The organism is Nocardioides eburneiflavus, from assembly GCF_004785795.1.
Taxonomy (GTDB): domain Bacteria; phylum Actinomycetota; class Actinomycetes; order Propionibacteriales; family Nocardioidaceae; genus Nocardioides; species Nocardioides eburneiflavus.
Window position 1 is genome coordinate 1345331 of record NZ_SRRO01000001.1, and the last position, 22321, is coordinate 1367651.

22 protein-coding genes are annotated in these 22321 nt (G+C 72.1%); 10 read left to right on the plus strand and 12 right to left on the minus strand.

What is annotated here, in order from left to right; genetic code table 11:
* The first annotated feature begins 61 nt into the window (after positions 1-61).
* Complete coding sequence (locus EXE59_RS06285; protein ID WP_135838138.1) at positions 62-1867, plus strand: sensor histidine kinase; 1806 nt, start codon at positions 62-64, stop codon at positions 1865-1867.
* A 7-nt stretch (positions 1868-1874) separates the two neighbouring features.
* Here EXE59_RS06285 and EXE59_RS06290 read toward each other — a convergent pair whose 3' ends face one another.
* Complete coding sequence (locus EXE59_RS06290; RefSeq protein ID WP_210428906.1) at positions 1875-2339, minus strand: GNAT family N-acetyltransferase; 465 nt, start codon at positions 2337-2339, stop codon at positions 1875-1877.
* Between the two features lie 111 nt (positions 2340-2450).
* Between EXE59_RS06290 and EXE59_RS06295 the strand changes: the two genes are divergently transcribed.
* Together EXE59_RS06295 and EXE59_RS06300 are read left to right on the plus strand one after the other, a co-directional pair.
* A complete protein-coding gene (locus EXE59_RS06295) occupies positions 2451-2951 on the plus strand; it encodes a hemerythrin domain-containing protein (RefSeq protein ID WP_135838139.1) in 501 nt (166 codons plus the stop codon).
* Positions 2952-3008: 57 nt separating this feature from the next.
* On the plus strand, positions 3009-4388 hold the full coding sequence (locus tag EXE59_RS06300) for an NAD(P)-binding protein (protein ID WP_135838140.1): 1380 nt from the start codon (positions 3009-3011) through the stop codon (positions 4386-4388).
* Here EXE59_RS06300 and EXE59_RS06305 read toward each other — a convergent pair.
* Positions 4385-5188: an NAD-dependent epimerase/dehydratase family protein gene (locus tag EXE59_RS06305; protein WP_135838141.1), complete on the minus strand. Its 804-nt coding sequence runs from the start codon at positions 5186-5188 to the stop codon at positions 4385-4387. The two genes, EXE59_RS06300 and EXE59_RS06305, sit on opposite strands and share 4 nt — an antisense overlap.
* Positions 5189-5265: 77 nt before the next feature.
* Here EXE59_RS06305 and EXE59_RS06310 point away from each other — a divergent pair, with 77 nt between their 5' ends.
* Together EXE59_RS06310 and EXE59_RS06315 are read left to right on the plus strand one after the other, a co-directional pair.
* A complete protein-coding gene (locus EXE59_RS06310) occupies positions 5266-5724 on the plus strand; it encodes a methyltransferase family protein (protein WP_135841150.1) in 459 nt (152 codons plus the stop codon).
* 95 nt (positions 5725-5819) lie between these two features.
* The gene (locus EXE59_RS06315) at positions 5820-6920 is read left to right on the plus strand and encodes a YihY/virulence factor BrkB family protein (RefSeq protein ID WP_135838142.1); all 1101 of its coding nucleotides are present in this window, start codon (positions 5820-5822) and stop codon (positions 6918-6920) included.
* Here the strand turns inward: EXE59_RS06315 and EXE59_RS06320 are convergent.
* From EXE59_RS06320 to EXE59_RS06335, 4 genes are all read right to left on the minus strand, one after another.
* Positions 6917-7858 carry a PfkB family carbohydrate kinase gene (locus EXE59_RS06320; RefSeq protein ID WP_135838143.1) on the minus strand — a complete coding sequence of 314 codons (942 nt, stop codon included), beginning with the start codon at positions 7856-7858 and terminating at the stop codon, positions 6917-6919. The two genes, EXE59_RS06315 and EXE59_RS06320, sit on opposite strands and share 4 nt — an antisense overlap.
* On the minus strand, positions 7855-8409 hold the full coding sequence (locus EXE59_RS06325; RefSeq protein WP_135838144.1) for a cysteine hydrolase family protein: 555 nt from the start codon (positions 8407-8409) through the stop codon (positions 7855-7857). The genes EXE59_RS06320 and EXE59_RS06325 overlap by 4 nt, the downstream gene beginning before the upstream one ends.
* Positions 8410-8506: 97 nt before the next feature.
* Complete coding sequence (locus EXE59_RS06330; protein WP_246056561.1) at positions 8507-9352, minus strand: ABC transporter permease; 846 nt, start codon at positions 9350-9352, stop codon at positions 8507-8509.
* The gene (locus EXE59_RS06335) at positions 9349-10254 is read right to left on the minus strand and encodes an ABC transporter ATP-binding protein (RefSeq protein ID WP_135838145.1); all 906 of its coding nucleotides are present in this window, start codon (positions 10252-10254) and stop codon (positions 9349-9351) included. The genes EXE59_RS06330 and EXE59_RS06335 overlap by 4 nt, the downstream gene beginning before the upstream one ends.
* A gap of 155 nt (positions 10255-10409) precedes the next feature.
* Here EXE59_RS06335 and EXE59_RS06340 point away from each other — a divergent pair, with 155 nt between their 5' ends.
* Together EXE59_RS06340 and EXE59_RS24400 are read left to right on the plus strand one after the other, a co-directional pair.
* Positions 10410-11558: a hypothetical protein gene (locus EXE59_RS06340; RefSeq protein WP_135838146.1), complete on the plus strand. Its 1149-nt coding sequence runs from the start codon at positions 10410-10412 to the stop codon at positions 11556-11558.
* Between the two features lie 54 nt (positions 11559-11612).
* Complete coding sequence (locus tag EXE59_RS24400; protein WP_246056562.1) at positions 11613-12491, plus strand: hypothetical protein; 879 nt, start codon at positions 11613-11615, stop codon at positions 12489-12491.
* A 13-nt stretch (positions 12492-12504) separates the two neighbouring features.
* On the opposite strand, the gene EXE59_RS06350 is transcribed toward EXE59_RS24400, so the two are convergent.
* Positions 12505-13689, minus strand: a complete 1185-nt coding sequence (locus tag EXE59_RS06350; RefSeq protein WP_135838147.1) for a pyridoxal phosphate-dependent aminotransferase — start codon at positions 13687-13689, stop codon at positions 12505-12507.
* A 39-nt stretch (positions 13690-13728) separates the two neighbouring features.
* On the opposite strand from EXE59_RS06350, the gene pyrE reads away from it, so the two are divergent.
* A complete protein-coding gene (gene pyrE / locus EXE59_RS06355; protein WP_135838148.1) occupies positions 13729-14259 on the plus strand; it encodes an orotate phosphoribosyltransferase in 531 nt (176 codons plus the stop codon).
* A gap of 22 nt (positions 14260-14281) precedes the next feature.
* Here the strand turns inward: pyrE and EXE59_RS06360 are convergent, their stop codons facing one another.
* Positions 14282-15040 (minus strand): DedA family protein, encoded by a 759-nt coding sequence (locus tag EXE59_RS06360; RefSeq protein ID WP_246056563.1) that lies wholly within the window; start codon positions 15038-15040, stop codon positions 14282-14284.
* 64 nt (positions 15041-15104) lie between these two features.
* Between EXE59_RS06360 and EXE59_RS06365 the strand changes: the two genes are divergently transcribed.
* On the plus strand, positions 15105-15806 hold the full coding sequence (locus EXE59_RS06365) for a TrmH family RNA methyltransferase (protein ID WP_425464510.1): 702 nt from the start codon (positions 15105-15107) through the stop codon (positions 15804-15806).
* Between the two features lie 65 nt (positions 15807-15871).
* On the opposite strand, the gene EXE59_RS06370 is transcribed toward EXE59_RS06365, so the two are convergent.
* A complete protein-coding gene (locus EXE59_RS06370) occupies positions 15872-16606 on the minus strand; it encodes a septum formation family protein (RefSeq protein ID WP_135838149.1) in 735 nt (244 codons plus the stop codon).
* Positions 16607-16789: 183 nt separating this feature from the next.
* On the opposite strand from EXE59_RS06370, the gene fbaA reads away from it, so the two are divergent.
* Positions 16790-17824 (plus strand): class II fructose-bisphosphate aldolase, encoded by a 1035-nt coding sequence (gene fbaA / locus EXE59_RS06375; protein WP_135838150.1) that lies wholly within the window; start codon positions 16790-16792, stop codon positions 17822-17824.
* A 158-nt stretch (positions 17825-17982) separates the two neighbouring features.
* Here the strand turns inward: fbaA and EXE59_RS06380 are convergent, their stop codons facing one another.
* From EXE59_RS06380 to EXE59_RS06390, 3 genes are all read right to left on the minus strand, one after another.
* Positions 17983-20094, minus strand: coding sequence for a M14 family zinc carboxypeptidase (locus EXE59_RS06380; protein ID WP_135838151.1), 2112 nt, complete (start codon positions 20092-20094; stop codon positions 17983-17985).
* A gap of 170 nt (positions 20095-20264) precedes the next feature.
* On the minus strand, positions 20265-21983 hold the full coding sequence (mctP, locus tag EXE59_RS06385; protein WP_135838152.1) for a monocarboxylate uptake permease MctP: 1719 nt from the start codon (positions 21981-21983) through the stop codon (positions 20265-20267).
* The gene (locus EXE59_RS06390; RefSeq protein ID WP_135838153.1) at positions 21980-22195 is read right to left on the minus strand and encodes a DUF3311 domain-containing protein; all 216 of its coding nucleotides are present in this window, start codon (positions 22193-22195) and stop codon (positions 21980-21982) included. Before EXE59_RS06390 ends, mctP begins: the two co-directional genes overlap by 4 nt.
* Positions 22196-22321 lie beyond the last annotated feature (126 nt).

Here is a 22321-nt window from a genome sequence, read left to right on the forward strand (position 1 = left end):
GCGCTCCACGGCACCTCAGGCTTAAGGTCGTCCTTGGTCCGCGCCGACAGCAGGGGGTGCGATGGAGGACGACACACGAGGCCAGCGCCGCGTGGCCGCTGCGCCGTGGGCTGACGAGCAGACTCGGCAGCACCTCCAGGTCCTGGTCGAGGGCGTGGCCACCCTCGCAGGCTTCGAGCAGTCGTCCCTCACGCTGCGCCGCGACGACCACTTCGAGGTCGTCGCCGCGGCCGGGGTCGAGGACGGGTTCGTGGGCACCGAGGTGCCCCGCGAGTCGATCGAGGACGACCTCGCCGGTGCGGACGAGTGGGGCGTGTGGCGCTTCGTCCCGCACCACAGGGCGAGCGCCGAGGCCCTCGCCTACAGCCACATCCCCGACGTCACCCCGCTGGACGCGGAGGACGCCTGGCACCCGCTCGACCTGCTCGCCGCTCCGCTCCACGACGACCAGGGGCGCCTGCGCGGCCTGCTGTCGGTCGACAGCCCGCGCGACGGGCGCCTGCCGTCGGCCGAGACGCTGGAGGTGCTGACCAAGTACGCCGGCGTGGCGCGCACCCTCGTCCTGCTCGCCCTCGAGCGCGAGGAGCTCAGCGAGAAGATCCGGATGGCCTCCCAGGCGCGCGAGATCGTCCGTCAGGCCCTCGGCGAGCCGACCCTGGACCTCATCCTGGAGGCGTGCCGGTCCACGGTCGTCGCGTGCTTCGACGCCGTCGGCATGTGGCTCACCGTCCTCGACACCGACGGCGGCCCGGCCCGGACGACGTCCTACGCCGCGGGCGACGACTACGAGGTGCCGCCCTTCGCGGAGATCGACGACGTCGTCATCCGCCTCGCGCGCCGCTACTGGGGCGACCAGTACGTCGCGCCGTTCTCCCGCAGCAATGCCGACCAGCCGGGCCTGCCGCCCGAGGACGCCGAGCGGCTGCTGGGCTTCCTCGACCGCATCGGCATCGGATCGGTGCTGTTCGTCCCGCTGGGGGTGGGGCCGGAGTGCCTCGGCTTCCTCGTGCTGACCCGGGTCTCGGACGCCCGGACCTGGACCGACGTCGAGATCGACGCCGCCCTCGACATCGGCCACGACCTCGGCCGCGCGGTCGCCAACGCGCGCCAGCTCGAGCTCGAGCGGGCCATCGTCGACCGCCTGCGCAAGCTCGACAGCTATCGCGTCGAGGTGGTCAACACCCTCGGCCACGAGCTGCGCAACCCGCTCTTCTCGATGAGCGCCAACCTCGAGCTGCTGACCACCGCCACGCTCGACGAGGACGCCCGCCGGTCGGTGGCGGCCGCGACGCGTGGTGCCGCCCGGATGCGAGCCGTGATCGACGACCTGCTGACCATGGCCCAGGTCTCCGACCCCAACCGCGAGTTCGACCCGGTGGCGATCGACCTGCGCCGCGTGGTCCACGACGTCTACGACGAGTGCCACGCCTCGGCGTCGGCCGGCGACGTCGCCTGCCACGCCGAGCTGCCCGACACCCCGATGCGGGTGTCCGGGGATCCCGAGGAGCTGCACCGCCTCCTCACGAACCTCGCGTCCAACGCCATCAAGTACACCGACCCCGGCGGCAGCGTCACCGTGCGCCTCGCCGCCGAGGGCGACACGGTGGTGGTCTCCGTCGCCGACACCGGCATCGGCATCTCCGAGCTCGACCAGGCCCAGCTGTTCCGCGAGTTCTTCCGATCGACCAACCCGGCTGCGCTCTCCCGACCCGGCACCGGCCTCGGCCTGGCCATCGTCGCCCGCATCGTCAGCCGGCACGGCGCGACGGTCGAGCTCGACTCCGAGCGCGACCGTGGCACCACGGTGACGGTCCGGTTCCCGGCGTACGTCGGGGAGCTCGCCGCCGACGACGTCCAGCCGGCGTGAGACGCGCTCAGGCGCGGGTGAGGTCCAGCGTCATGAAGGTGCTGTTCGGGTCGTCGACGTAGGACCCGAACGGTGTGCACGCGACGAACCCGGCCCGGGAGTAGAACCGGCGCGCCGGCTCGAAGAACGCCATGCTCCCGGTCTCCAGCGACACCCGCGCGACCCCGCGCGAGCGCGCGTCGTCGAGGACGTGGGCGAGCATCCGCGACGCGACTCCGCGACCGCGGAGCGCCGGGTCGGTCCGCATGCTCTTGAGCTCCTCGTGGCGGCCCGCCAGCGCGGCGAGCGCCGCGGTGGCGACGAGGTCGTCGCCGTGGGTTCCCACCCAGAGCCGTACGCCGTCGCCCTGCAGCGCGGCCAGGTCGAGCGCGTGCCGGCTCTCCGGCGGGGCGGTCGGCTCCATGTCGTCGAGGTGCGCCTGCAGGAATGCCGCGAGGCGTGGGTCGGCGAAGTCGGCGCGGTTGATCTGCACGGGGCAAGTGTCGTCCGGACGTGTTTCGTCCAGATGACCCGGACGACCCGTTGGCGACGGCGGTCTCGGGGTACGTCGGTTCGTCAGGCACCAACGCCAGGAGGAAACCCCATGTCACACGACGCCATCGTCCTGCTCAAGGACGACCACAAGCAGATCCGCAAGGTGTTCCGGGACTTCGAGTCCGCCGGAGACGAGGCCACCAGCCGCAAGGGCAAGCTCGTGGAGACGATGATCGAGCTGCTCACCCAGCACACCTACATCGAGAACGAGGTGATGTACCCGCGGGTCCGCGACCTGCTCCCCGACCTCGAGGACGACGTGCTCGAGTCCTACGAGGAGCACCACGTCGCCGACGTCCTCGTCATGGAGCTCGCGGGCATGGACCCCACCGCCGAGCGCTTCGACGCGAAGACGACCGTCCTCATCGAGAACGTCCGGCACCACATGGACGAGGAGGAGGAGGACTGGTTCCCCAAGGTCCGCGAGGGTCTGGGGCGCAAGGCGCTGCAGGAGATCGGCGAGGAGCTCCTCGCCGCGAAGCAGCAGGCCCCGACGAAGCCCTCGCAGCCGAGCGCGCTGAAGAAGACCGTCGACGCCGTCCTCGACTGAGAGGACCCGCCTCACGACGGCGTAGACGCGGCGGCGTGGTGGTGCCACCGTTGAGACATGGCAACCAGGCTCGACGTCGACTACCTGGTCGTCGGTGCCGGCGCCATGGGGATGGCGTTCACCGACGCGCTCGTCGACCACGCCGACGTCCGGGTGGCGCTGGTCGACCGTCGGCACGGCGCCGGGGGGCACTGGCTCGAGGCCTACCCGTTCGTGCGGCTGCACCAGTCCTCCGCGTTCTACGGCGTCGCCTCGACGCTGCTCGGCGGCGGGCGCCTGCAGGACCACGGTCCCGAGGCCGGGTTGCAGGAGCGGGCCTCGCAGCCCGAGGTCGTCGCCTACTACGCCCACGTCCTCGACCGCCTGCAGCAGACCGGGCGGGTCCAGTTCCTGCCCGGCAGCGACCACCTCGGCGACGGCACGGTGCTCTCGCGCGTCTCCGGGCGCCGGTTCGAGGTGCCGGAGCACTGCCGCCTCGTCAACGCCCACTACCTGGCGCCCAGCATCCCCGCGGAGATGCCGGCGCCGTTCGGGGTCGGCGACGGCGCACGGGTGCTGCCGGTCAACGACCTCGTGCACGTGGAGGAGGCGCCGAGCCAGTACGTCGTGGTGGGCGCCGGCAAGACCGCTACGGACGCGTGCGTGTGGCTGCTCGCGCAGGGGGTCGACCCGGACGCGATCTGCTGGGTGCGACCGCGTGATCCCTGGATGTTCGACCGGGCCCTGATCCAGCCGGACCCCGCCATCTTCCTGGGCGTCCCGGCGACCATCTTCGAGGCGGCGGTGGCCTCGGAGTCCCTCGACGAGGTCTTCCTGCGGCTCGAGGACGCCGGCGTGATGCTGCGCATCGACCGCTCGGTGACCCCGACGATGGCCAAGACCCCGACGCTCGCCCAGTGGGAGCTCGAGCGGCTGCGCACGATCGAGGACGTCGTACGACGCGGGCACCTGCGCTCGGTCGAGCGCGGGCGGCTGACCTTCCTCGACGGCTCCACGGTCCGGGTCGCCGACGATGCCGTGGTGGTGCACTGCGCCGCCGACGGCCTGAAGTACCCGCCGCTCGTGCCGGTGTGGCGGCCCGAGGACATCACGCTCCAGCCGATCCGGGCCGGCTTCCCGTGCTTCGGCGCCGCGGTCACCGGCTACGTCGAGGCGACCCGCGACGACGACGCCGAGAAGAACCGGCTCTGCCCGCCGTCTCCCTTCCCCGACTCCCTGCAGCAGTGGGCCGGGATGAACGTGCTCGGCACCCGGGCGGCGATGTCCTTCTCCGCCGAGCCCGACATCAAGGCGTGGGCCGACGGCGTGGCCCTCAACCCGGCGCGCGTCCCCGCCGGCTATCCGCCGTCCGCGGCCCTCGACGCCGCCCGCGAACGGCTGGCGGCGAGCACCGGTCCCGGCCTCGAGCGGCTGGCGGCGTGGATGGGCAGGGTCTAGGCGTAGCCCTCGCGGTAGGTCGGCAGCTGCGGCGCCCACCCCGTCGAGCGCAGCCGCGCGTTGGACAGCCGCTTGCCGTGGCCCTGCACCGGGTCGGCGGGCGGGGGAGCGGGCGCCCCGAGCCGGTCGGCGAGGTACGCCGCCACGTCGCCCAGCTGCGCCGGCTCGTCGTCGGTGCCGAGGTAGAGCCGCTCTGGCTCGGTCGGCATGCTCAGCAGGTGGACCACGGCGGCCGCCGCGTCCGTGCGGTGGATGCGGTTGGTCCAGCGGTGCGGGTCGGTGACCCGGCCCTCGCGGACCTGGTCGAGCAGTCGCGTGCTGCTGCCGCCGTACAGGCCCGAGAGGCGGAGGACCGTCCCGTGCGGGACCCGCTCGTGGAAGGCCTCCTCCGCAGCGAGGAGCATCCGGCCGGGGCCGTCGCTCGGGGCGGCGGCAGCCGTCTCGTCCTCGACCTCTGGACGGTCGCGGCTGCCGTGCACCGCGGTCGAGGACACCAGCACCGCCCGCTCCGGCGCCTCGGCGAGGGCGTCGATCGCGCGGGCCATCCCGTCGACGTACGTCGCCCGGTAGGCCTCCTCGGTCCGCGGCCTCGCGGTCAGCGCGACGACGATGAGGCGCGGGCGTACGTCCGAGAGGTCCGGCTGCTCGCGTGTCAGGTCGACCGACCGACCAGTGAGCGGGGCCGGCACCTTGGAGGCGTCGCGGCGCAGGGCGAGCACGTCGTGGCCGAGGTCGGCGAGGCGCAGGCCGACCGCGGCGCCGAGGTCGCCGCAGCCGACGAGCAGGGCGTCAGGGGGCACGGGGCGAACGCTACGGCAGCACCCGCTCGACCGACGGTCTGGGCAATGTCGCGATGTCGTGCCACCGTGGATCCGTGATGCGTCCACCGCCGCCGGTCCTGGCCCTCGTCGCCGGCGTCGCCCAGCACCTGTGGGCGGGTGCGACGCCACCGTCGGCACCCCGGCGTGCGCTCGCCACAGCGACCGCGGCCGCGTCGGTGGGCCTCGCCGGAGCCGCGGCCGGGCAGTTCCGCGCGCACCACACCACGGTTGAGCCCTTCGACCCCTCGAAGGCCACCTCCCTGGTGGTGACCGGTCCCAACGCCCTCACCCGCAACCCGATGTACGTCGGCATGGCCGGGTTGCTGGTCGCCAACGCTGTCCGGCTGGGTGACTGGCGTGCGCTGCTGCCGCTCGCTGCGTTCGTCGGCTACATCGACCGGTTCCAGATCGCCGCCGAGGAGCGAGCGCTCGCCGAGAAGTTCGGCGCGGACTACGCGGCGTACCGCACGGCCGTCCCACGCTGGCTCGACTCCAGCTCGTTGCCGGGGCGCTGACGCCCACGGGACCACGTCGGCCCACCGCGTCGACGGCGACGAGGACCTGGTGGCCGGGCGCGCATGGGCCGGCCCGCCCCCGGGCACTGGAGCACATGACCCACCGAGCCGACTCGACCACCGACAGCCGGACCGACGGCGAGGCCGAGGAGTCCACCAGCGCCGAGCGCGAGCGGACCGCCCCGCCGCCCGACGCTGCGAACAAGCCGGACTCGCCCGACGACCTCGCGAAGCCGACCTGGCGCTACGCGCTGCGCAAGACCGTGCGCGAGTTCAGCGACGACCAGTGCACCGACCTCGCCGCGGCACTGACCTACTACGCGGTCCTGGCGCTGTTCCCGGGGGCGATCGCCCTGCTCTCGATCGTCGGGCTGGTCGGCGACCGCCGGGAGACCGTCGACACCCTGCTCGACATCCTGCGTGACGTCGGCGCCTCCTCCGCGGCGGACACCCTCGAGCCGACGCTGGTGGCGCTCGCGTCCAACGAGAGCGCCGGCCTGGCCCTGGTCATCGGTCTCGCCGCCGCCCTGTGGTCGGCGTCGGGCTACGTCAACGCCTTCGGGCGCGGGATGAACCGCATCTACGAGACCGACGAGGGCCGGCCGATCTGGAAGCTCCGTCCGGTGATGCTGGTCGTCACGCTGGTCACGGTCCTCCTTGCCGCGGTCGTCGCAGTCGGTCTCGTCCTGACCGGACCCGCCGCCGAAGCGGTCGGCCGGGCCATCGGGCTCGAGTCCGCGGCCGTGGCGGTGTGGAGCGTCGCGAAGTGGCCGGTGCTGCTCGGGGTCGTCGTCATGATCGTGGCGCTGCTCTACTACGCGACGCCCAACGTGAAGCAGCCGAAGTTCCGCTGGATCAGCATCGGTGCGTTCGTCGCGATCGTGGTGTGGGTGCTGGCCTCGGCGGCGTTCGGCTTCTACGTCGCCAACTTCTCCAGCTACGACAGGACGTACGGCTCGCTGGCGGGCGTCATCGCCTTCCTGCTGTGGCTGTGGATCACCAACCTCGCCCTGCTGTTCGGCGCGGAGCTCGACGCGGAGGTCGAGCGCGGGCGCCAGCTCCAGGCCGGCATCGAGGCCGAGGAGGAGCTCCAGCTGCCCCCGCGCGACACCCGCAAGTCCGACAAGGCGGCGAAGAAGGAGCAGGAGGACATCGCGCGTGGGCGGCGGCTGCGCGAGTCCCGCGGTCGTTCCTAGCCGGAGGAGGCGAGGAAGTCGTCCACCTCGGCCGCGGTCGGCGCCGACTCCGGCCCGCGCCGGGTCACCTTGATCGCGGCCGCAGCGTTGGCGCGTCGGCAGCCCTCGGCCCACGGCGTACCTGCTGCGACCTCGGCCAACAGCGCGCCCGTGTGGGTGTCGCCGGCGCCGTTGGTGTCGACCGGCGTCTGCGGGAAGCCGGGGACGTACGTCGTCTCGCCCGCCACCCGCACCGCGCAGCCCTCCGGGCCGTCGCGCACGATGGCGACGGCGTCGCCGCGCAGCAGGGGAGCGACCGCGGTGGTCAGCCCGGCGAGGTCGCCCGGAGGTTCGTGGCCCACCGCGCGCAGGAGCCCCTCGGCCTCCTCGGCATTGCTCGACCAGACGTCGGTGACCTCGAGCATCGCGGCGCGTACGTCCTGGGGCAGGTCGGCGAACGCGGCCCCCGGGTCGAGCACGACGACCACCTCCGGGTGCAGGTCCGGCAGCCACGCGAGCAGGGGGTCGCGGGTGCTCTCGAGGGCCAGCGAGAAGCCGGTGACGCACACGAGGTCGCCCGGCCCGGGCTGCGAGGTCGCGAGGGACTCCACGCTGATGTGCCGCTCGGCACCGAGCGTGGTGACGAACGTACGCTCGGCGCTCGGCTCGACCATCACCACGCAGATGCCGGTGTCGAGCCCGTCGACGACCGGTGCGGACACGGCGATGCCCTCCTGGGCGAGGGCGTCGCGGACGAGGTCGCCGTGCGGTCCGGTGCCGTGGGCGCCGGCGTGCACGCAGTCGGCGCCGAACCGCGCGGCCGCGAGCAGCACCGTCACCGCCCCTCCGGCGTAGTCGGTGGCCGAGGCGGCCATCACGTTCTGGCCGCGGTCGGGGAGGTCGGGGACCTCCACCACCACGTCGACCAGCGCCTGACCGGTGTGGATGACTCGGCTCAACGATCCCCCTCCACCAGCACCGCGTCGCTGGTCGCGAGGGTGATCTGCGGTGGGTAGAGCGCCATCACGTCCATCGCGGCGCGGTGGTTCTGCGGCGTCGAACCGGCGCACGCGTCGGTCACCACGGTGATCGTCGCGCCCGCGTCGGCCGCGGCCAGTGCGGTCGAGACGACGCAGCAGTCGGTGCTCACGCCCGCGAGGACGAGGCGCGGGGTCGGCCCGGTGATCGCCGCCAGCTCCGGGCCCCACTTGCCGAAGGTCGGCAGCGAGACGACTGTGTCCGTGAGCCCCCTCGCCTCGGGCACGAGCGCGAGCAGCGGGTCGTCCGCCGGCACGTCGGCGAACGGCCAGGCCGCGAGGTACGCCGCCCAGCTGCCCCGCGGGTCGGGTGCCGGGACCCAACGCGTGACCACGGTGCGCTCTCCCGCGGCGGCGGCGAGGCGGCGTACGGGCTCCACGATGTCGGCGAACATCGGCGAGCCCCACTCGCTGTCGGGCGAGGCGAAGATCCGCTGCGGGTCGATGACGACCAGCCAGGCGTCGGGGTGCATGCGGCCAGCCTGTCAGAGGGAGGGCCCCCGGACAGGCACCAGCGGCCGCCGGTCCCCCGACCGGCAGCCGCTGATGGGCACGAGGTGGAGCAGGGGACTACTTCACCTCGGCGCGCAGGATCGCGCGCAGGCCGATGGCCAGCGGGATCCAGAGCCACACCAGGGTCGAGACGCCGAGCTGCTGCCAGTACTCGGCGGTCATCGTCTGGTCGAAGAGCCGGGTGACCGCGAAGTTCACGTCGACCCACGGCTGCAGGTCGCGGAACCACTCCTGGAACGCCGCGAGCGTCCCGAACGCGACGGGCAGCACGAGGGAGTAGACGAAGTAGCCCACGATCGCGCCGGCGGAGCTGCGGAACAGCACGCCGAGCATGAAGCCCATCAACATGCCGAGCACGTTGGCCAGCACGATGTTGCCGAACTGGCTGAGCGTGATGTCCCAGACCGCGTCGAGACCGGTGATCGCCGAGCCGACGACGTTGCCGAGGGCGCCGACGGCCAGCGCGACGAACATCGCCGCGACCCCGACGATGAGCGTGGCGACCACCTTGGCGGCCATCACGCGGCCCCGCCAGGGCACGAGGGTGTAGGTCGTCAGGCCGGTGCGCTGGCTGTACTCACCGGTGACGGACAGGATCGCGATGATCGGCAGCACGACCGAGAGCGGCATGCCGATCGCGGTGGAGAAGGTGTTCTGGGTGATCGCCTCGTCGGGTGCCCAGATGATGACGGCGGCGGTCGCGAGCACCGAGACGATGCCGACGCTGGCCATCAGCCAGAACCCGGCGCGGGTGTCGAACATCTTGCGCAGCTCGACGCCCACGAGGCGGGTCGTCGGGATGGGGCGTACGGCGCGGGCCGGGGTGGCTGCGGACGGCGTACGTGTGGGGGCCGGCGTCGCCGGGGACGGGGTCTGGGTGGCGGCCTGAATCTGGGTGGTCATGCTGCTGCTCCTTCACGGGCGGTCTCGGCGGTGAGCTCGAGGAACATCTCCTCCAGGCCGGCGCCGTCGGCGGCGCGCAGCTCGCGGAGGGCGATGCCGGCGCGGTGCGCGGTCTCGCCGACGAGCTCGGGGTCGGCGTCGGCGCGCAGGCCGCCGTCGATGGGGGTGGTGACGACGGCGGCCTCGTGCAGGGCACGGGCGAGCCGGTCGTGCTGGGAGGGGTCGGCGGTGCGGACGAGGGTGCCCGCCGCGGCGAGCAGCTCGGACTTGCTGCCCTGGGCGACGATGCGGCCCTGGCCGATCACCACGAGGTCGTCGGCGATGACCTCGATCTCGTGGAGCAGGTGCGACGACAGCAGCACGGTGCCGCCGTCGTCGGCGAAGCCACGGAGCAGGTCGCGCATCCAGCGGATGCCGGCGGGGTCGAGGCCGTTGGCCGGCTCGTCGAGGACCAGGACCTGGGGGTCACCGATCAGGGCGGTCGCGATGCCGAGGCGCTGGCGCATGCCGAGGGAGTAGTTGCGCACCCGGCGCTCCGCCTCGTCCTCGGTGAGCCCGACGCGGGCGAGGGTCTCGGCGACCCGGGCCCTGGGCAGCCCCATCGTCTGCGCGGCGATCGCCAGGATCTCGCGCCCGGTGCGGCCGGCGTGTTGGGCGGAGGCGTCCAGCAGGACGCCGACCTCGAGACCGGGGTTGACCAGCTCGCGGTAGTCGCGGCCGGTGATCGTGACCTGGCCGGTGGTCGGGAGGGTCAGGCCGACCATGATGCGCATGGTGGTGGACTTGCCGGCGCCGTTGGGGCCGAGGAAGCCGGTGACGCGACCGGTGGCGGCCGTGAAGGAGACGTTGTCGACGGCCGTGAACCGGCCGTACTGCTTGGTGAGGTGCTCGACGCTGATCATAGGCCCCAGCCTCGCCGCGGCGAGCGTCCCGACGCATCGGGGACGGGGCCCCGCCGGTCCCTGAGGTCGACCCTGAGATGACCCCCAGCGCGGCCCCGAGGTGCGGGTGGGGTGCGGGTGGGGCGTGGTTGGGAGCCACTTGGGACAATGGTCGGGTGAGCCAGCCCACCACGCAGCGTCCGCCCCAGGTCAGCCTGGCGTCGGGCATCGTCATGTTCTCCTCGGTGGTGGTGCTGCTCACCGTGTGGGAGCGGGTGTCGTCCCTTGGCTCGCTGGAGACCCAGCAGGCGATCGCCGAGGTCCTGGCCGAGTCGCCCTTCTCCTCGCTCGACCTGACCGTCTCCAGCACCACCGAGCTGCTGCGTGTCTCCTGCATGGTGGCGGCGGTCTGCGCGTGCGCGACCGCGATCCTCGGCTGGTACGTCCGCAAGCCCGACCGGTCCGCACGGCTCGGCCTGACCCTTTTCGCGGTGCCCGTCTTCGTCACCGGCCTGCCCGCCGGTGGCCTCGCCGGCTCGTTCGTCGCCGCAGGTGCCGCGATGCTGTGGATGCAGCCCGGCCGCGAGTGGTTCGCCACCGGGAGGTGGACCCCGCCAGCGCCCGCCACACCCAAGGACAAGGCCGAGGGCGGCAGCGCCTCGGCCGACCGCCCCGACCCGTGGAGCAGGGCACCGCAGGCTCCCGGCGCGACGGGAGCCGACACGCCGGGCCCCCCGCCGCCGGCCAGCCGGCCCTTCGGCGAGCCCCCTGCCGGGCAGCAGCACCCCGGCGGTCCGCCGACGTCGCCGTACGGACAGCCCTACCCCCAGCCTCCCGCCCAGCCCTCCGCCCCGCAGCCGGGCGCCTGGCTCCCGCAACAGCCCGCACCCGCGCGGCCCGGGGCGATGGTCGCGGCATTCGTGATCACGGTCGTCACGGCCGGCGGGCTGCTGGGCCTCTCGGTGCTCTGGCTCGCGATCGCCGGGCTCTCGCCGGACTTCCTGATGAGCCTGCTCGAGCAGCAGCAGCCCGAGCTCGTCGAGGACGGCCTGACGCTCGAGCAGCTGCGCACCACGGTGTTCGCGGTGGCAGGTGCCTTCGTCGTGTGGTGCCTGGTCGCGCTGGTGCTGGCCGGCTTTGCGATGGCTCGGCGCGCGTGGGCGCGCCGCGGCCTGATGGTCAGTGCGGCGTTCAGCGCCGCGGCGTGCTTCGCCCTCGTGCTCAACGCGCCGCTGGTGCTGGTCCCGGCGGCCGCCGCGATCGCGACCGTCGTGTGCCTGCGCCGGGTCGAGGTGCGGCGCTGGTTCTCGCTCGACGCGCGGTGACACGGGGGCCCCGACGCTGTGGGCCGCGTTGTGCCGGCATGGTGAGATGTCCCCATGAGCGAGCCCAGCGACCCCGGCCCGACGCACACGCCGTACGGCCAGGACCCCTACGGCCCACCCCCGCAGGGAAACCCCTACGGCCAGCAGCCCCACGGCCAACAGCCGTACGGCCAGCAGCCCTACGGCGAGCAGCCGTACGGCCAGCCCTATGGCCAGCAGCCCTACGGCCAGCCTGCCGGTGACCGCCGCCCCGGCACCGTGACCGCCGCGGCCTGGATCGCGATCGTGTTCTCCGGCATCACGGCCGTCTTCCTCGGCCTGGGCGCCCTCGGGCTCGTCGTCGCCCGCGACGAGCTGATCAACGAGATCGAGCGGGAGATGCAGTCCGGCGCGGCCGGCTCCGACGTCCAGCTCGACCTCGACCCCGAGTCGATCGTCGGCGTCCTGGTCGCGGTGATCCTGGTGCTCCTCGCCTGGGCGCTGGTCGCGATCGTGCTCGCGGTCTTCGTGCTGCGCCGCTCCAACGTGGCCCGCATCCTCCTCGTGATCTCCAGCGGCGTCGTCGCGCTCCTGTCGCTCATCGGGATCGCCAGCGGGATCTCCGTGGTGTCGCTGATCGCCGCGACCGCCACGATCGTGCTGCTCTTCGTCGGCGGCGCGGGTGACTGGTTCAAGGGCCCGTCCGCGCACGCGGGGATGCCGACCCAGTACGGCCAGCCCGGCCCGTACGGCAGCCAGCCCGGCCCGTACGGCAGCCAGCCGAGCCCGTACGGCAGCCAGCCCGGCCCGTACGGCAGCCAGCCCGGCCCGTACGGCCACGACACCACCCACGGCCAGCAGCAGAGCCCCTACGGCCAGGACGACCCGTACGGCCAGCGGCCACCGTCCGGGGACGGCTCGGACCACCCGCCGAAGGACTACCCCGGCCGCTGACCCAGCGCTGGGCTCAGGCGTGCAGGTCGGCCGCGGCGAGCCGGCGTACGCCCTCGCTGATGACGTCGGGCTGCTTGCAGAACGCCCAGCGCACCAGCTGCCGGCCGGCCTCGGCGTCGTCGTAGAACCCCTGCGTGGGGATCGCGACGACGCCGGCGCGCTCGGGCAGCGCGAGGCAGAGCTCACGGCCGTCGGCCCAGCCGAGGTGGGAGACGTCGGTCGTCGCGAAGTAGGTGCCCTCCGGCACGCGCGGCGACAGCCCGGCAGCGGTCAGGCCGTCACACAGCAGGTCCCGGCGCGCCTGGAGGTCGCGGGCGAGCTCGCGCGGCCAGTCGGGCTCGTGGTCGAGGGCGTGCGCGACGGCGGGCTGGAGCGGTGAGCCGGAGGTGAAGGTCAGCCACTGCTTGGCCGCCAGCACGGCCTGCACGAGCGGCGCGGGACCGGTGGCCCAGCCGACCTTCCAGCCGGTGAAGGAGTAGGACTTGCCGGCGCTCGACAGGGTGAGCGTGCGTTCCCACATCCCCGGCAGCGTCGCGATCGGGACGTGGGCGCGCCCGTCGAAGACGAGGTGCTCGTAGACCTCGTCGGTCACCACGATCACGTCGTGCTCGATCGCGAGGTCGGCCACCACCTGCAGCTCCTCGCGCGTGAGGACGGTGCCGGTGGGGTTGTGCGGGGTGTTGAGCAGGATGGCCCTGGTCCGGTCGGTGACCGCGGCGCGGAGCCGGTCGAGGTCGAGACGGAAGTCGGGCGCTCGCAGCGTCGCCGGGCGCCGCACGGCCCCGCACATGTCGAGCATCGCGACGTAGGAGTCGTAGTAGGGCTCGAGGACCACGACCTCGTCGCCCGGGTCGACGAGCCCGAGCAGGGCAGCCGCGACGGCCTCGGTGCAGCCGGTCGTCACCACGACCTCGCGGTCGGGGTCGACGTCGAGGCCGTAGTGGCGCTGCTGGTGGCGGGCGATCGCGGCGCGGAGGGCGGGCACGCCGATGCCTGGGGCGTACTGGTTGGCACCCGCCTCGAGCGCGGCCTCGGCCGCCGCGATGACCGACGGCGGGCCGTCGACGTCGGGGAAGCCCTGGCCCAGGTTGATCGCCCCGGTCCGCAGCGCGAGGGCCGACATCTCGCTGAAGACGGTCGGCGGGATGTGGGCCAGGCGGTCGGCGAGGGGCTGGGTGAGCGGCTTCGCGGTGGGCACGGGCCCACGCTACCCAGCAGCGTGGCTAGGGTCGGGTGCGTGACCACCGACGCCGCCCTCGCCGCCGACATCGACGCCACCTGCCGCCTGACTGGGGAGTTCACCCTGCGGTCCGGCCAGGTCGCCGACACCTACTTCGACAAGTACCTCTTCGAGGCCCAGCCGGCGCTGCTCGACCGGGTCGCGACCCGGATGCTCGAGCTGCTCCCCGCGGGCACCGAGCTGCTCGGCGGCCTCGAGCTCGGCGGCATCCCGATCGCCACCATGGTCTCGGCGAAGACCGGCCTCCCGGCGCTCTTCGTGCGCAAGAAGGCCAAGGAGTACGGCACCTGCAAGCTGGCCGAGGGCCCCGACGTCGCCGGCCGGCGGGTCACGATCATCGAGGACGTGATCACCACCGGGGGCGCCGTGCGCGACGCGACGCGCGAGCTGCGGGCGGCCGGAGCGACGGTCGAGGTCGTCGTGTGCGCCATCGACCGGTCGCCGGAGGGGGAGAACCCCCTGGCCGACGTGGGCCTCGAGGTCCGCTCGGTGCTCACCCGCGCCGACCTGGACGCAGCGCGCGGCTGACCGCCCCCGGACTGAGGGGACGTCAGTCGAGGTCGCGGCCCATGATGTCGCGGTCCGGGCCACCGTCCTGCGGGCCGATCTCGGCGCCGGGTGCGTTGGTGCGCTTGTGGCGCCACCACTCGATGACGATCGGGACCAGCGAGAACGCCACGATCACGATGATGAGCTTGTCGATGCTCTCCGCGAGGCCGGGGAAGGCGTCGCCGAGGAAGAAGCCGAGCAGGCAGACCGAGACGACCCACAGGATGGCACCGACGAGGCTCCACACGAAGAAGCGGTGCCGCTCCATCCGGGTCACGCCCGCGACAACGGTGATGTAGGTCCGCACGAACGGGACGAAGCGGCCGATCACCAGCGCCTTGTTGCCGTGCCGGTCGAAGAACGCGGTCGTCTGGTCGAAGTACTTGCGCTTGATGATGCGACCGTCGCGCTCGTAGAGCGGCGGACCGATCTTGCGCCCGATCTCGTAGCCCACGACGTTGCCCAGGAACGCGGCCACGGTCAGGGCCGCCATCGTGATGAGCAGCTCGGCGATCGGCGGACCCGGGAAGAGGTCGAGCTGGCCGGTCGCGATGAAGAGGCCGAGCGCGAACAGCAGGGTGTCGCCGGGGAGGATCGGGAAGAACAGTCCGCACTCGACGAAGACGATGAGCAGGCTGATCCAGAACAGGGCCGCGCCGAACCGGTCGAGGAGCCAGTTGGGGTCCATCCACTCGATGCCCAGCAGCATCGGCTGGACGCCCGAGGACAGGATGGACTGCAGGTCCCACAACACGCTCACGCGCGCCACCCTAACCAGCGCGACCCGCCGTTCCCGCTTCGGCGACGGTGCCTAGGGTGCTGCCATGCAGGCCGACGAGCACGAGCAGCAGCGGGCGCCGTACGACCCCATGCCGCACGGCCCCGCGGAAGTGGGCGTGGGCCCGTGGCCGGGGGCGTGGCCCGACGGTGAGCACTGGGACCCCGACCTGCTGCGCGACGGCGACCGCCGCAACGTGGTCGACCGCTACCGCTACTGGACCTTGGAGGCGATCGTCGCCGACCTCGACACCCGCCGCCACGACTTCCACGTCGCGATCGAGAACTGGCAGCACGACTTCAACATCGGCACCATCGTGCGCACGGCCAACGCCTTCCTCGCCGCCGAGGTGCACATCGTCGGCAACCGTCGCTGGAACCGTCGCGGAGCGATGGTGACCGACCGCTACCAGCACGTCCGGCACCACCCCGACGCGGCGAGCCTCGCGGCGTACCTGCACTCGCTCGGTCCGGACGGGGGAGAGCCGGTGCGGCTGCTGGGGATCGACAACCTCCCGGGGAGCGAGCACCTCGAGACGATGGAGCTGCCGCGGCGGGTCTGCTTCCTGTTCGGCCAGGAGGGTCCCGGCCTCTCCGAGGCGGCCCGCGTGGCCTGCGACGGCACGTTCTCGATCGCGCAGTTCGGCTCGACGCGCTCGATCAACGCCAGCTCGGCGGCCGCGATCGCGATGCACAGCTGGGTGCGGACGTACGCCGACCTCGCCGGCGACGACGCCTGGCGGGGCTAGCGGTCAGCTGCAGCCCGCGGGCCCGGGATGTCCCCTGTGCACCCCGGACCCGTTCCTCCCCAGGACTAGCGGCGCGACTTCGAGTAGCAGATCAGCGCGCGGTCGTCGGCCTTCCAGGCCGGCTTCGACGGCCAGCCGAACCGGTAGGACCGCGACGTCACCGCGTTGCGGCAGCGCTGGGTCCCGATGCGCTTCCACGCCTTCTCGCTGGGGTAGCGGGACGCCTTGACCTTGATCGCGGCGGTCGCGCGGAACGCGTGCCGGCTGGTGCAGGTCGTCAGCAGGAAGTCGCCACCTGTCAGGCACCGCGACACCGACTTCTCGTAGGGGAGCTTCCCGAGTGCCACCTTGGCCGGGAGCGGCTCCAGCGAGGCGCCGCCCAGGACGAGGTCGCACCGCAGCCAGCGCGCACCCGCGGCCTGCTGCTCGGGGGTCGGCAGGAACCAGCCGACGTTGTAGGCGCTCATCCGCATGCCGAGCAGCGAGGTCCGGAGCACCTTGCGCTGGGCGGGGAAGCAGGTCTCGAGGGCGAAGCGGGTGAGCTTGCCGGTGCTCGCATAGGTGAGGTCGTCGGGCAGGATCGCGACGGCGATCGTCCGGGCCGTGTGGGTGCCCGCGCAGTCGACGGGTGCCTCGACGTAGGAGGCAGCGGCGAGCTCCTCGACGTCCATGTCGAAGCACTGGCCCACGGCCGGGGCGCCCACGCCCGGGTCCGCGGCACTCACCGGGGCGGTGACGGTGGTGAGGGTGGCGGCGACCAGGGCGGCAACAGCGGCGCTGAGTCCGAGACAGCGGGTCATGGTGTCAACCTAGGCCTGACGGGGGGTGCGCGCCAGCCCCGTCAGGGTGGATCCAGGCGCCCCTCAGGGCTGTCGTTGCCTGTCTGTTGTCACGTGGTGAGACGTCCGGCCGCCGGATTCGCGACTGGCGGGTAGCCACTAGGGTTGGGAGCGCCTGCCTGACCGCTTCAGAGGAGATCCCCGATGCCCATCGCCACCCCCGAGGTCTACGCGCAGATGCTGGACGCGGCGAAGGAGAGGTCCTTCGCCTACCCGGCCATCAACGTGTCGTCCTCCCAGACGCTCAACGCCGCGCTGAAGGGCTTCGCCGACGCCGGCTCCGACGGCATCATCCAGGTGTCCACCGGCGGTGCGGAGTACCTCTCCGGCCCGTCCGTTAAGGACATGGTCACCGGCTCCGTCGCCTTCGCCGCGTACGCCGCCGAGGTCGCGAAGAACTACCCCGTCAACATCGCGCTGCACACCGACCACTGCCCCCAGGACAAGCTCGACGGCTTCGTCCGCCCGCTGCTCGACATCTCCGCCGAGCGCGTGGCCCGCGGTGAGGCGCCGCTCTTCCAGTCGCACATGTGGGACGGATCGGCCGTGCCGCTGGAGGAGAATCTCCAGATCGCCCAGGAGCTGCTCGCCAAGTGCGCCGCGGCCCACATCGTCCTCGAGATCGAGGTCGGCGTCGTCGGCGGCGAGGAGGACGGCGTCGCCAACGAGATCAACGACCAGCTCTACACCACCCCCGAGGACGCCATCGCCACGGTGAAGGCGCTCGGCGCGGGCGAGAACGGCCGCTACATGACGGCCCTCACCTTCGGCAACGTGCACGGCGTCTACAAGCCCGGCAACGTCAAGCTGCGCCCCGAGATCCTCAAGACGGCGCAGGAGGCCGCCGCGTCCGAGCTCGGCCTCGGCGCCGACGCCCGCCCCTTCGACCTGGTCTTCCACGGCGGGTCGGGCTCGACCGCGCAGGAGATCAGCGACGCCGTCGACTTCGGCGTGGTGAAGATGAACGTCGACACCGACACCCAGTACGCCTTCAGCCGCCCCGTCGCGGCGCACATGTTCACCCACTACGACGGCGTGCTGAAGATCGACGGCGAGGTCGGCAACAAGAAGCAGTACGACCCCCGCGCGTGGGGCAAGGCTGCCGAGGCCGGCATGGCGGCTCGCATCGTCGAGGCCTGCGAGAACCTGCGCTCGGCCGGGACCTCGCTCGGGGCCTGACACCCCGGGCGGTGCGCGAGCCACATTCCGGGAGGCCGGAATGTGGCTGGCACACCGCCCGCCGGCGAGCCGTACGCCGACACGACACGAGCGGTGCGTGAGCCACACCTCCCACGCGGAAGAGGTGGCTCACGCACCGCTCGTGCGTCATCGGACCGTCAGCCGTTCCAGCGCCGGCTGCACTCCTTGAGGTCGACTCTCACCTGCTGGCCCCGGTCGACGACCACCGGCACCGTCTGCAGCACCTGCCCCTCCTTCTCGCACGTGAGCGTCCAGGCCTCGACGAGCGGTGCAGTCGTCTGCTCCGTCGCGTCGTACAACGACGCGGTGAGGGTGTAGGTCGGCGACACCGACGCGAAGTTGACGACCCGCAGGACGTACGTGCCGGGGGTGGGCGCGTTGATCGTCGCGCGCTCCTTCTCGCCGACGAAGTTGCCGGAGCCGCCCACCTCGGTGAGCGAGCCGTCGGCCTCCTTGCGGTAGACCTCGAGGTCGAGGTCGTCCGGGGTGGGCCAGTCGAGGTCGACCTGCAGGATCTCCTGGTCGGACTCGGTGACGACGAGCTCGTGGTCGACCGACGAGGTCGGCGCGGCCGTGCCGGTGAAGGTCTCCGACCGGGTCGGCTCCTCCTCGAGGAGCTTCACGAGGCGCGACTGCACGGCCGGTCGGGTGGACTGGTTGACGTCCCAGGCGAAGGTCCTGCCGCTGGTGACCATCGTGGTCTCGAGCGAGTCGGTGAAGTCGTTCTCCGCGCTCCAGGTCGGCGTCGAGAACTCCTTGCGCAGCCGCAGCGTGGCGCCCGAGGGCGCCTTGCCGGAGATGACGGCGTGGCTGGCACGGCTCACGGCCTCCTCGAAGGCCACGAGGTAGGCCTCGCGGTTGCCCTTGCCGGCGTACGCCCCGGCGCCGAGGTACTCGTCGACCACCTGGGCGAAGGGCGGGTGGAACTCGTCCGGTCCGATCTCGAAGGTGTAGCCGTAGCCGCCGGTCGCGTTGTAGGACCAGTCCTCGGTGGTGCCGGTCGTGTCGTAGAGCTCCCAGCCGTGGATGTTGGCGTAGCCGTTCTGCGCGGTCATCCTCGCGCCGAGCTCCTTCATCGCCTCCTCGTCGGGGGCATCCCCGACGGGGAGTCCGTCGGGACCGATGGTGGTCGGGTTCACCCCGTTGGGTCGGAGGACGAGGTTGGAGAAGGTGTGGTTGGAGATCATCATCGTGACCTGCCGGGTCGAGATGAGCTCGCGCACGTTGCGGGTCTCCGGCTCGGAGAAGGGCGCGGCGCCCCGGTAGGTCGGGTCGGCGAACAGGTCGGAGGCACCTGGGCCACCCCACAGGCCGCCGTAGTTGCGGTTGAGGTCGGTGCCGAGCAGGTAGCCGCCGGGGCTGGTCAGGCTGAACGCCGCGCAGGTCCCGTCGGGAGTGTCCTGTCCGTCGACCACGCGGCAGTTCTTGCGCTTGTAGGCGTTGCCCGGAGTTCCCAGGATCGTCGCGGTGCCGCCGCCGTCGAGCTCGCGCAGGTCCACGAGCTGGCCGTCGGTGAACGACAGGTGGAAGCCGTCGGGGTTGACCACCGGCACGACGACCATGCGGCCACGATCCAGCAGGCTGGTGATGCGCGGGTCGCCGGCTCGTGCGCCCTTGACCAGGTCGACGGCGAACTCCATCGCGTGCTCGCCCGAGGGCCACTCGCGCGCGTGGTGCACGCCGAACATCGCGAACGTGGGTCGCCCGTCGCGGGACGCGACGTCCTTCGCGATCTCGACGCCCAGCACGGTGCGGCCGTCGAGCGTCTTCTCCGGCAGGGTGAGCAGCCTCACCAGGCCGGGGTTGTCCGCGGCCATCGACGTCATCTCGGCGTTGTAGTCGGCGAGGCTGCGGTAGGCGTCGCGGCCCGACGGGAGCGCCGTACGGATCCGCGTGGCCGCGAAGAGGTCGTCGAGCCGGTTGATCTCGGCCTCGCGCCGGAGCAGGTCGGCGATCCGGACGTCCCAGGTGAACCCGGCGGCGCGCAGCGCGTCGCGGTCTGCGAGTGTGTGGAGCACGACCTCGACGTAGTCGTGGCCGGCATGCTCGGTGAGGTCGAGCCCGAGCGACTGCAGGCGTGTCTTGTCGGCGCGGGTCGGCGTGTCGACGGTGACGAGCTGCGGGGCGAACGCCTCCGCCACGGCGGTCGTGCCGCCCTGGGCGGCGGTCGGCGCGGTCAGCGCCGCTCCCGCCAGGGCGAGCGCCAGGAGGGTTGCGCTCCGGCGGATCGTGGATGTGCGAACGGACATGGAAGTTCCTCCGGGGGTGACGAGCGGCGGGTCTCGCCGCACGCCCGTCCAACGGCCCACCCGTGGTCCGGGTCACGCTGCACACGCGCACAAGCGGTACGTGAGGCACGTTCCCGGCCTCGGGAACCTGCCTCACGCACCGCTCGGTGAGCGCGCAGCCGTACGCAGGGCTAGCGCGCCGGCGCGTTGCCCGGGATGTCGTCCGGGTCTCCGTACGGGTCCCCGTGGTGCGCGTGCTCGGCGAGGTCCTTCTGCACCCGCGGGTCGTCGGCGTCGGCGAAGTAGTCGAACGGGATCGTCTCGTCGCGGCCGTTGGACACGCTCGCCGCCCGCAGGGCGAACGTCAGCAGGGTCGCGACGACCACGTTGATGACGAATGCCGTCATCGCGATGTAGCCCATCTCGCCGATGCCGGGGATGTTGTCGAGCGAGCCGCCGAACGCCTTGCCGGTGACGGGGTTCTTCACGTTGTAGGCCCCGACCGTGCCGTAGATCATGCCCACGGCCCAGCCGACGAGCAGGCCGTAGCGGTGGAACCAGCGCGTGAACAGGCTGAACACGATCACGGGGAACGTCTGGAGCATCCAGATGCCGCCGAGGAGCTGGAAGTTGATGGCGTTCTGCTTGTCCAGCGTGAGCACGAAGACCAGCGCGAACGCCTTGACCAGCAGCGACATCAGCTTGGAGACCTTGGCCTCCTGCGCCGGGGTGGCGTCCTTGTTGAGCCACTCCTTGTAGATGTTGCGGCTGAACGTGTTGGCCGCGGCGATCGACATGATCGCGGCCGGCACGAGCGCGCCGATCGCGATCGCGGCGAAGGCCACCCCGGCGAACCACGCCGGGAACATGTCCTCGAACAGCTGGGGGATCACGAGCTGCGCGTTGGGCTCGCCGTCGAGGCCGATCGGCTGCGTGCCGGCGGCGATCGCCACCCAGCCGAGCAGCGCCAGCAGGCCGAGCACGAACGAGTACGCCGGCAGGATCGCGGCGTTGCGCCGGATCGTGTTGCGCGAGTTCGACGACAGCGACGCGGTGATCGAGTGCGGGTACATGAACAGTGCCAGCGCCGATCCGAGAGCCAGGGTGGCGTACGCCCAGCCCTGGCCGACGCCGGGGATGAACGCGCCGTTCGGCTTGCCTGTGGCGCCGTTGGTCGCCGCCATCTTGTCCTCTGCCGCACCGAAGATCGCCTCCCAGCCGCCGACCTGGCCGGGCAGGTAGATGACCGCGACGATGATCACGAGATAGATGAGGATGTCCTTGACGAACGCGATCACCGCAGGTGCGCGCAGGCCGCTGGAGTAGGTGTAGGCCGCGAGCAGCGCGAAGGCGATGAACAGCGGCGCGTCCTTGGCGACGATGTTGTCGCCGCCGCCGAGACCGGCCACCTCGAGCACCGCCTGGATGCCGACGAGCTGGAGCGCGATGTAGGGCATCGTCGCGACGAAACCGGTGACCGCGACGGCCAGCGACAGGCCGCGGTCGTCGTAGCGGCCGCGCACGAAGTCGGCCGTCGTGACGTAGCCGTGGCGGTGGCTCACCGACCACAGCCGCGCCATGAAGATGAAGATGATCGGGTAGAGCACGATCGTGTAGGGGACGGCGAAGAAGCCCGCGACCGAGCCGAGGGCGAACATCGCCGCCGGCACGGCGACGAACGTGTACGCGGTGTAGAGGTCGCCGCCGAGCAGGAACCAGGTGATCCAGGTGCCGAACTTGCGGCCGCCCAGCCCCCACTCCTCGAGCGACTCCAGCGAGTCGGCCTGCTTGAAGCGGCTCGCCATGAAGCCGGCGACGGTCACCAGCGCGAAGAGCGCGATGAGCACCGACAGCGCGATGCCGTTGATGCCGTCGGTGTCGGCGGCAAGCACCGTGACCTGCGGCGTCATCGGTCCTCACCGACCTTGTGGGTGGTCTTGCCGCGGGCCGAGAGGGTCAGCTTGTAGGCCGTCCAGGTCAGCGCCGAGCAGATGAAGACCCAGAGGAACTGGTACCAGAAGAAGAACGGGAAGCCGAGCACCACTGGCTCGACCTTCGCGTAGTGCGGCACCCAGAGGAGCACGACGATGGGGATGAGGAGCAGGACGGCTGCGAGCGCCATCTTGCCCTTGTCGGTCGGAGGGACGCCCGGGTCATCAGGGCGCGACTGAGGAGGTGTGTTCCCGGAATTCACCCGCGCGACCTTACTCACGACGTGACGGTCGTCATCCCTCCCTGCGGGTGACGC

Coding starts and splice junctions, on each gene's coding strand:
- EXE59_RS06325 (WP_135838144.1), bottom strand. CDS start 8,409: ATGCACCCCGACGCCTGGCTGGTCGTCATCGACCCGCAGCGGATCTTC.
- EXE59_RS06365 (WP_425464510.1), top strand. CDS start 15,105: ATGCAGGCCGACGAGCACGAGCAGCAGCGGGCGCCGTACGACCCCATG.
- mctP (WP_135838152.1), bottom strand. CDS start 21,983: ATGACGCCGCAGGTCACGGTGCTTGCCGCCGACACCGACGGCATCAAC.
- EXE59_RS24400 (WP_246056562.1), top strand. CDS start 11,613: ATGAGCGAGCCCAGCGACCCCGGCCCGACGCACACGCCGTACGGCCAG.
- EXE59_RS06300 (WP_135838140.1), top strand. CDS start 3,009: ATGGCAACCAGGCTCGACGTCGACTACCTGGTCGTCGGTGCCGGCGCC.
- EXE59_RS06285 (WP_135838138.1), top strand. CDS start 62: ATGGAGGACGACACACGAGGCCAGCGCCGCGTGGCCGCTGCGCCGTGG.
- EXE59_RS06370 (WP_135838149.1), bottom strand. CDS start 16,606: ATGACCCGCTGTCTCGGACTCAGCGCCGCTGTTGCCGCCCTGGTCGCC.
- EXE59_RS06315 (WP_135838142.1), top strand. CDS start 5,820: ATGACCCACCGAGCCGACTCGACCACCGACAGCCGGACCGACGGCGAG.
- EXE59_RS06330 (WP_246056561.1), bottom strand. CDS start 9,352: ATGACCACCCAGATTCAGGCCGCCACCCAGACCCCGTCCCCGGCGACG.
- fbaA (WP_135838150.1), top strand. CDS start 16,790: ATGCCCATCGCCACCCCCGAGGTCTACGCGCAGATGCTGGACGCGGCG.
- EXE59_RS06310 (WP_135841150.1), top strand. CDS start 5,266: ATGCGTCCACCGCCGCCGGTCCTGGCCCTCGTCGCCGGCGTCGCCCAG.
- EXE59_RS06295 (WP_135838139.1), top strand. CDS start 2,451: ATGTCACACGACGCCATCGTCCTGCTCAAGGACGACCACAAGCAGATC.
- EXE59_RS06380 (WP_135838151.1), bottom strand. CDS start 20,094: ATGTCCGTTCGCACATCCACGATCCGCCGGAGCGCAACCCTCCTGGCG.
- EXE59_RS06390 (WP_135838153.1), bottom strand. CDS start 22,195: ATGGCGCTCGCAGCCGTCCTGCTCCTCATCCCCATCGTCGTGCTCCTC.
- EXE59_RS06335 (WP_135838145.1), bottom strand. CDS start 10,254: ATGATCAGCGTCGAGCACCTCACCAAGCAGTACGGCCGGTTCACGGCC.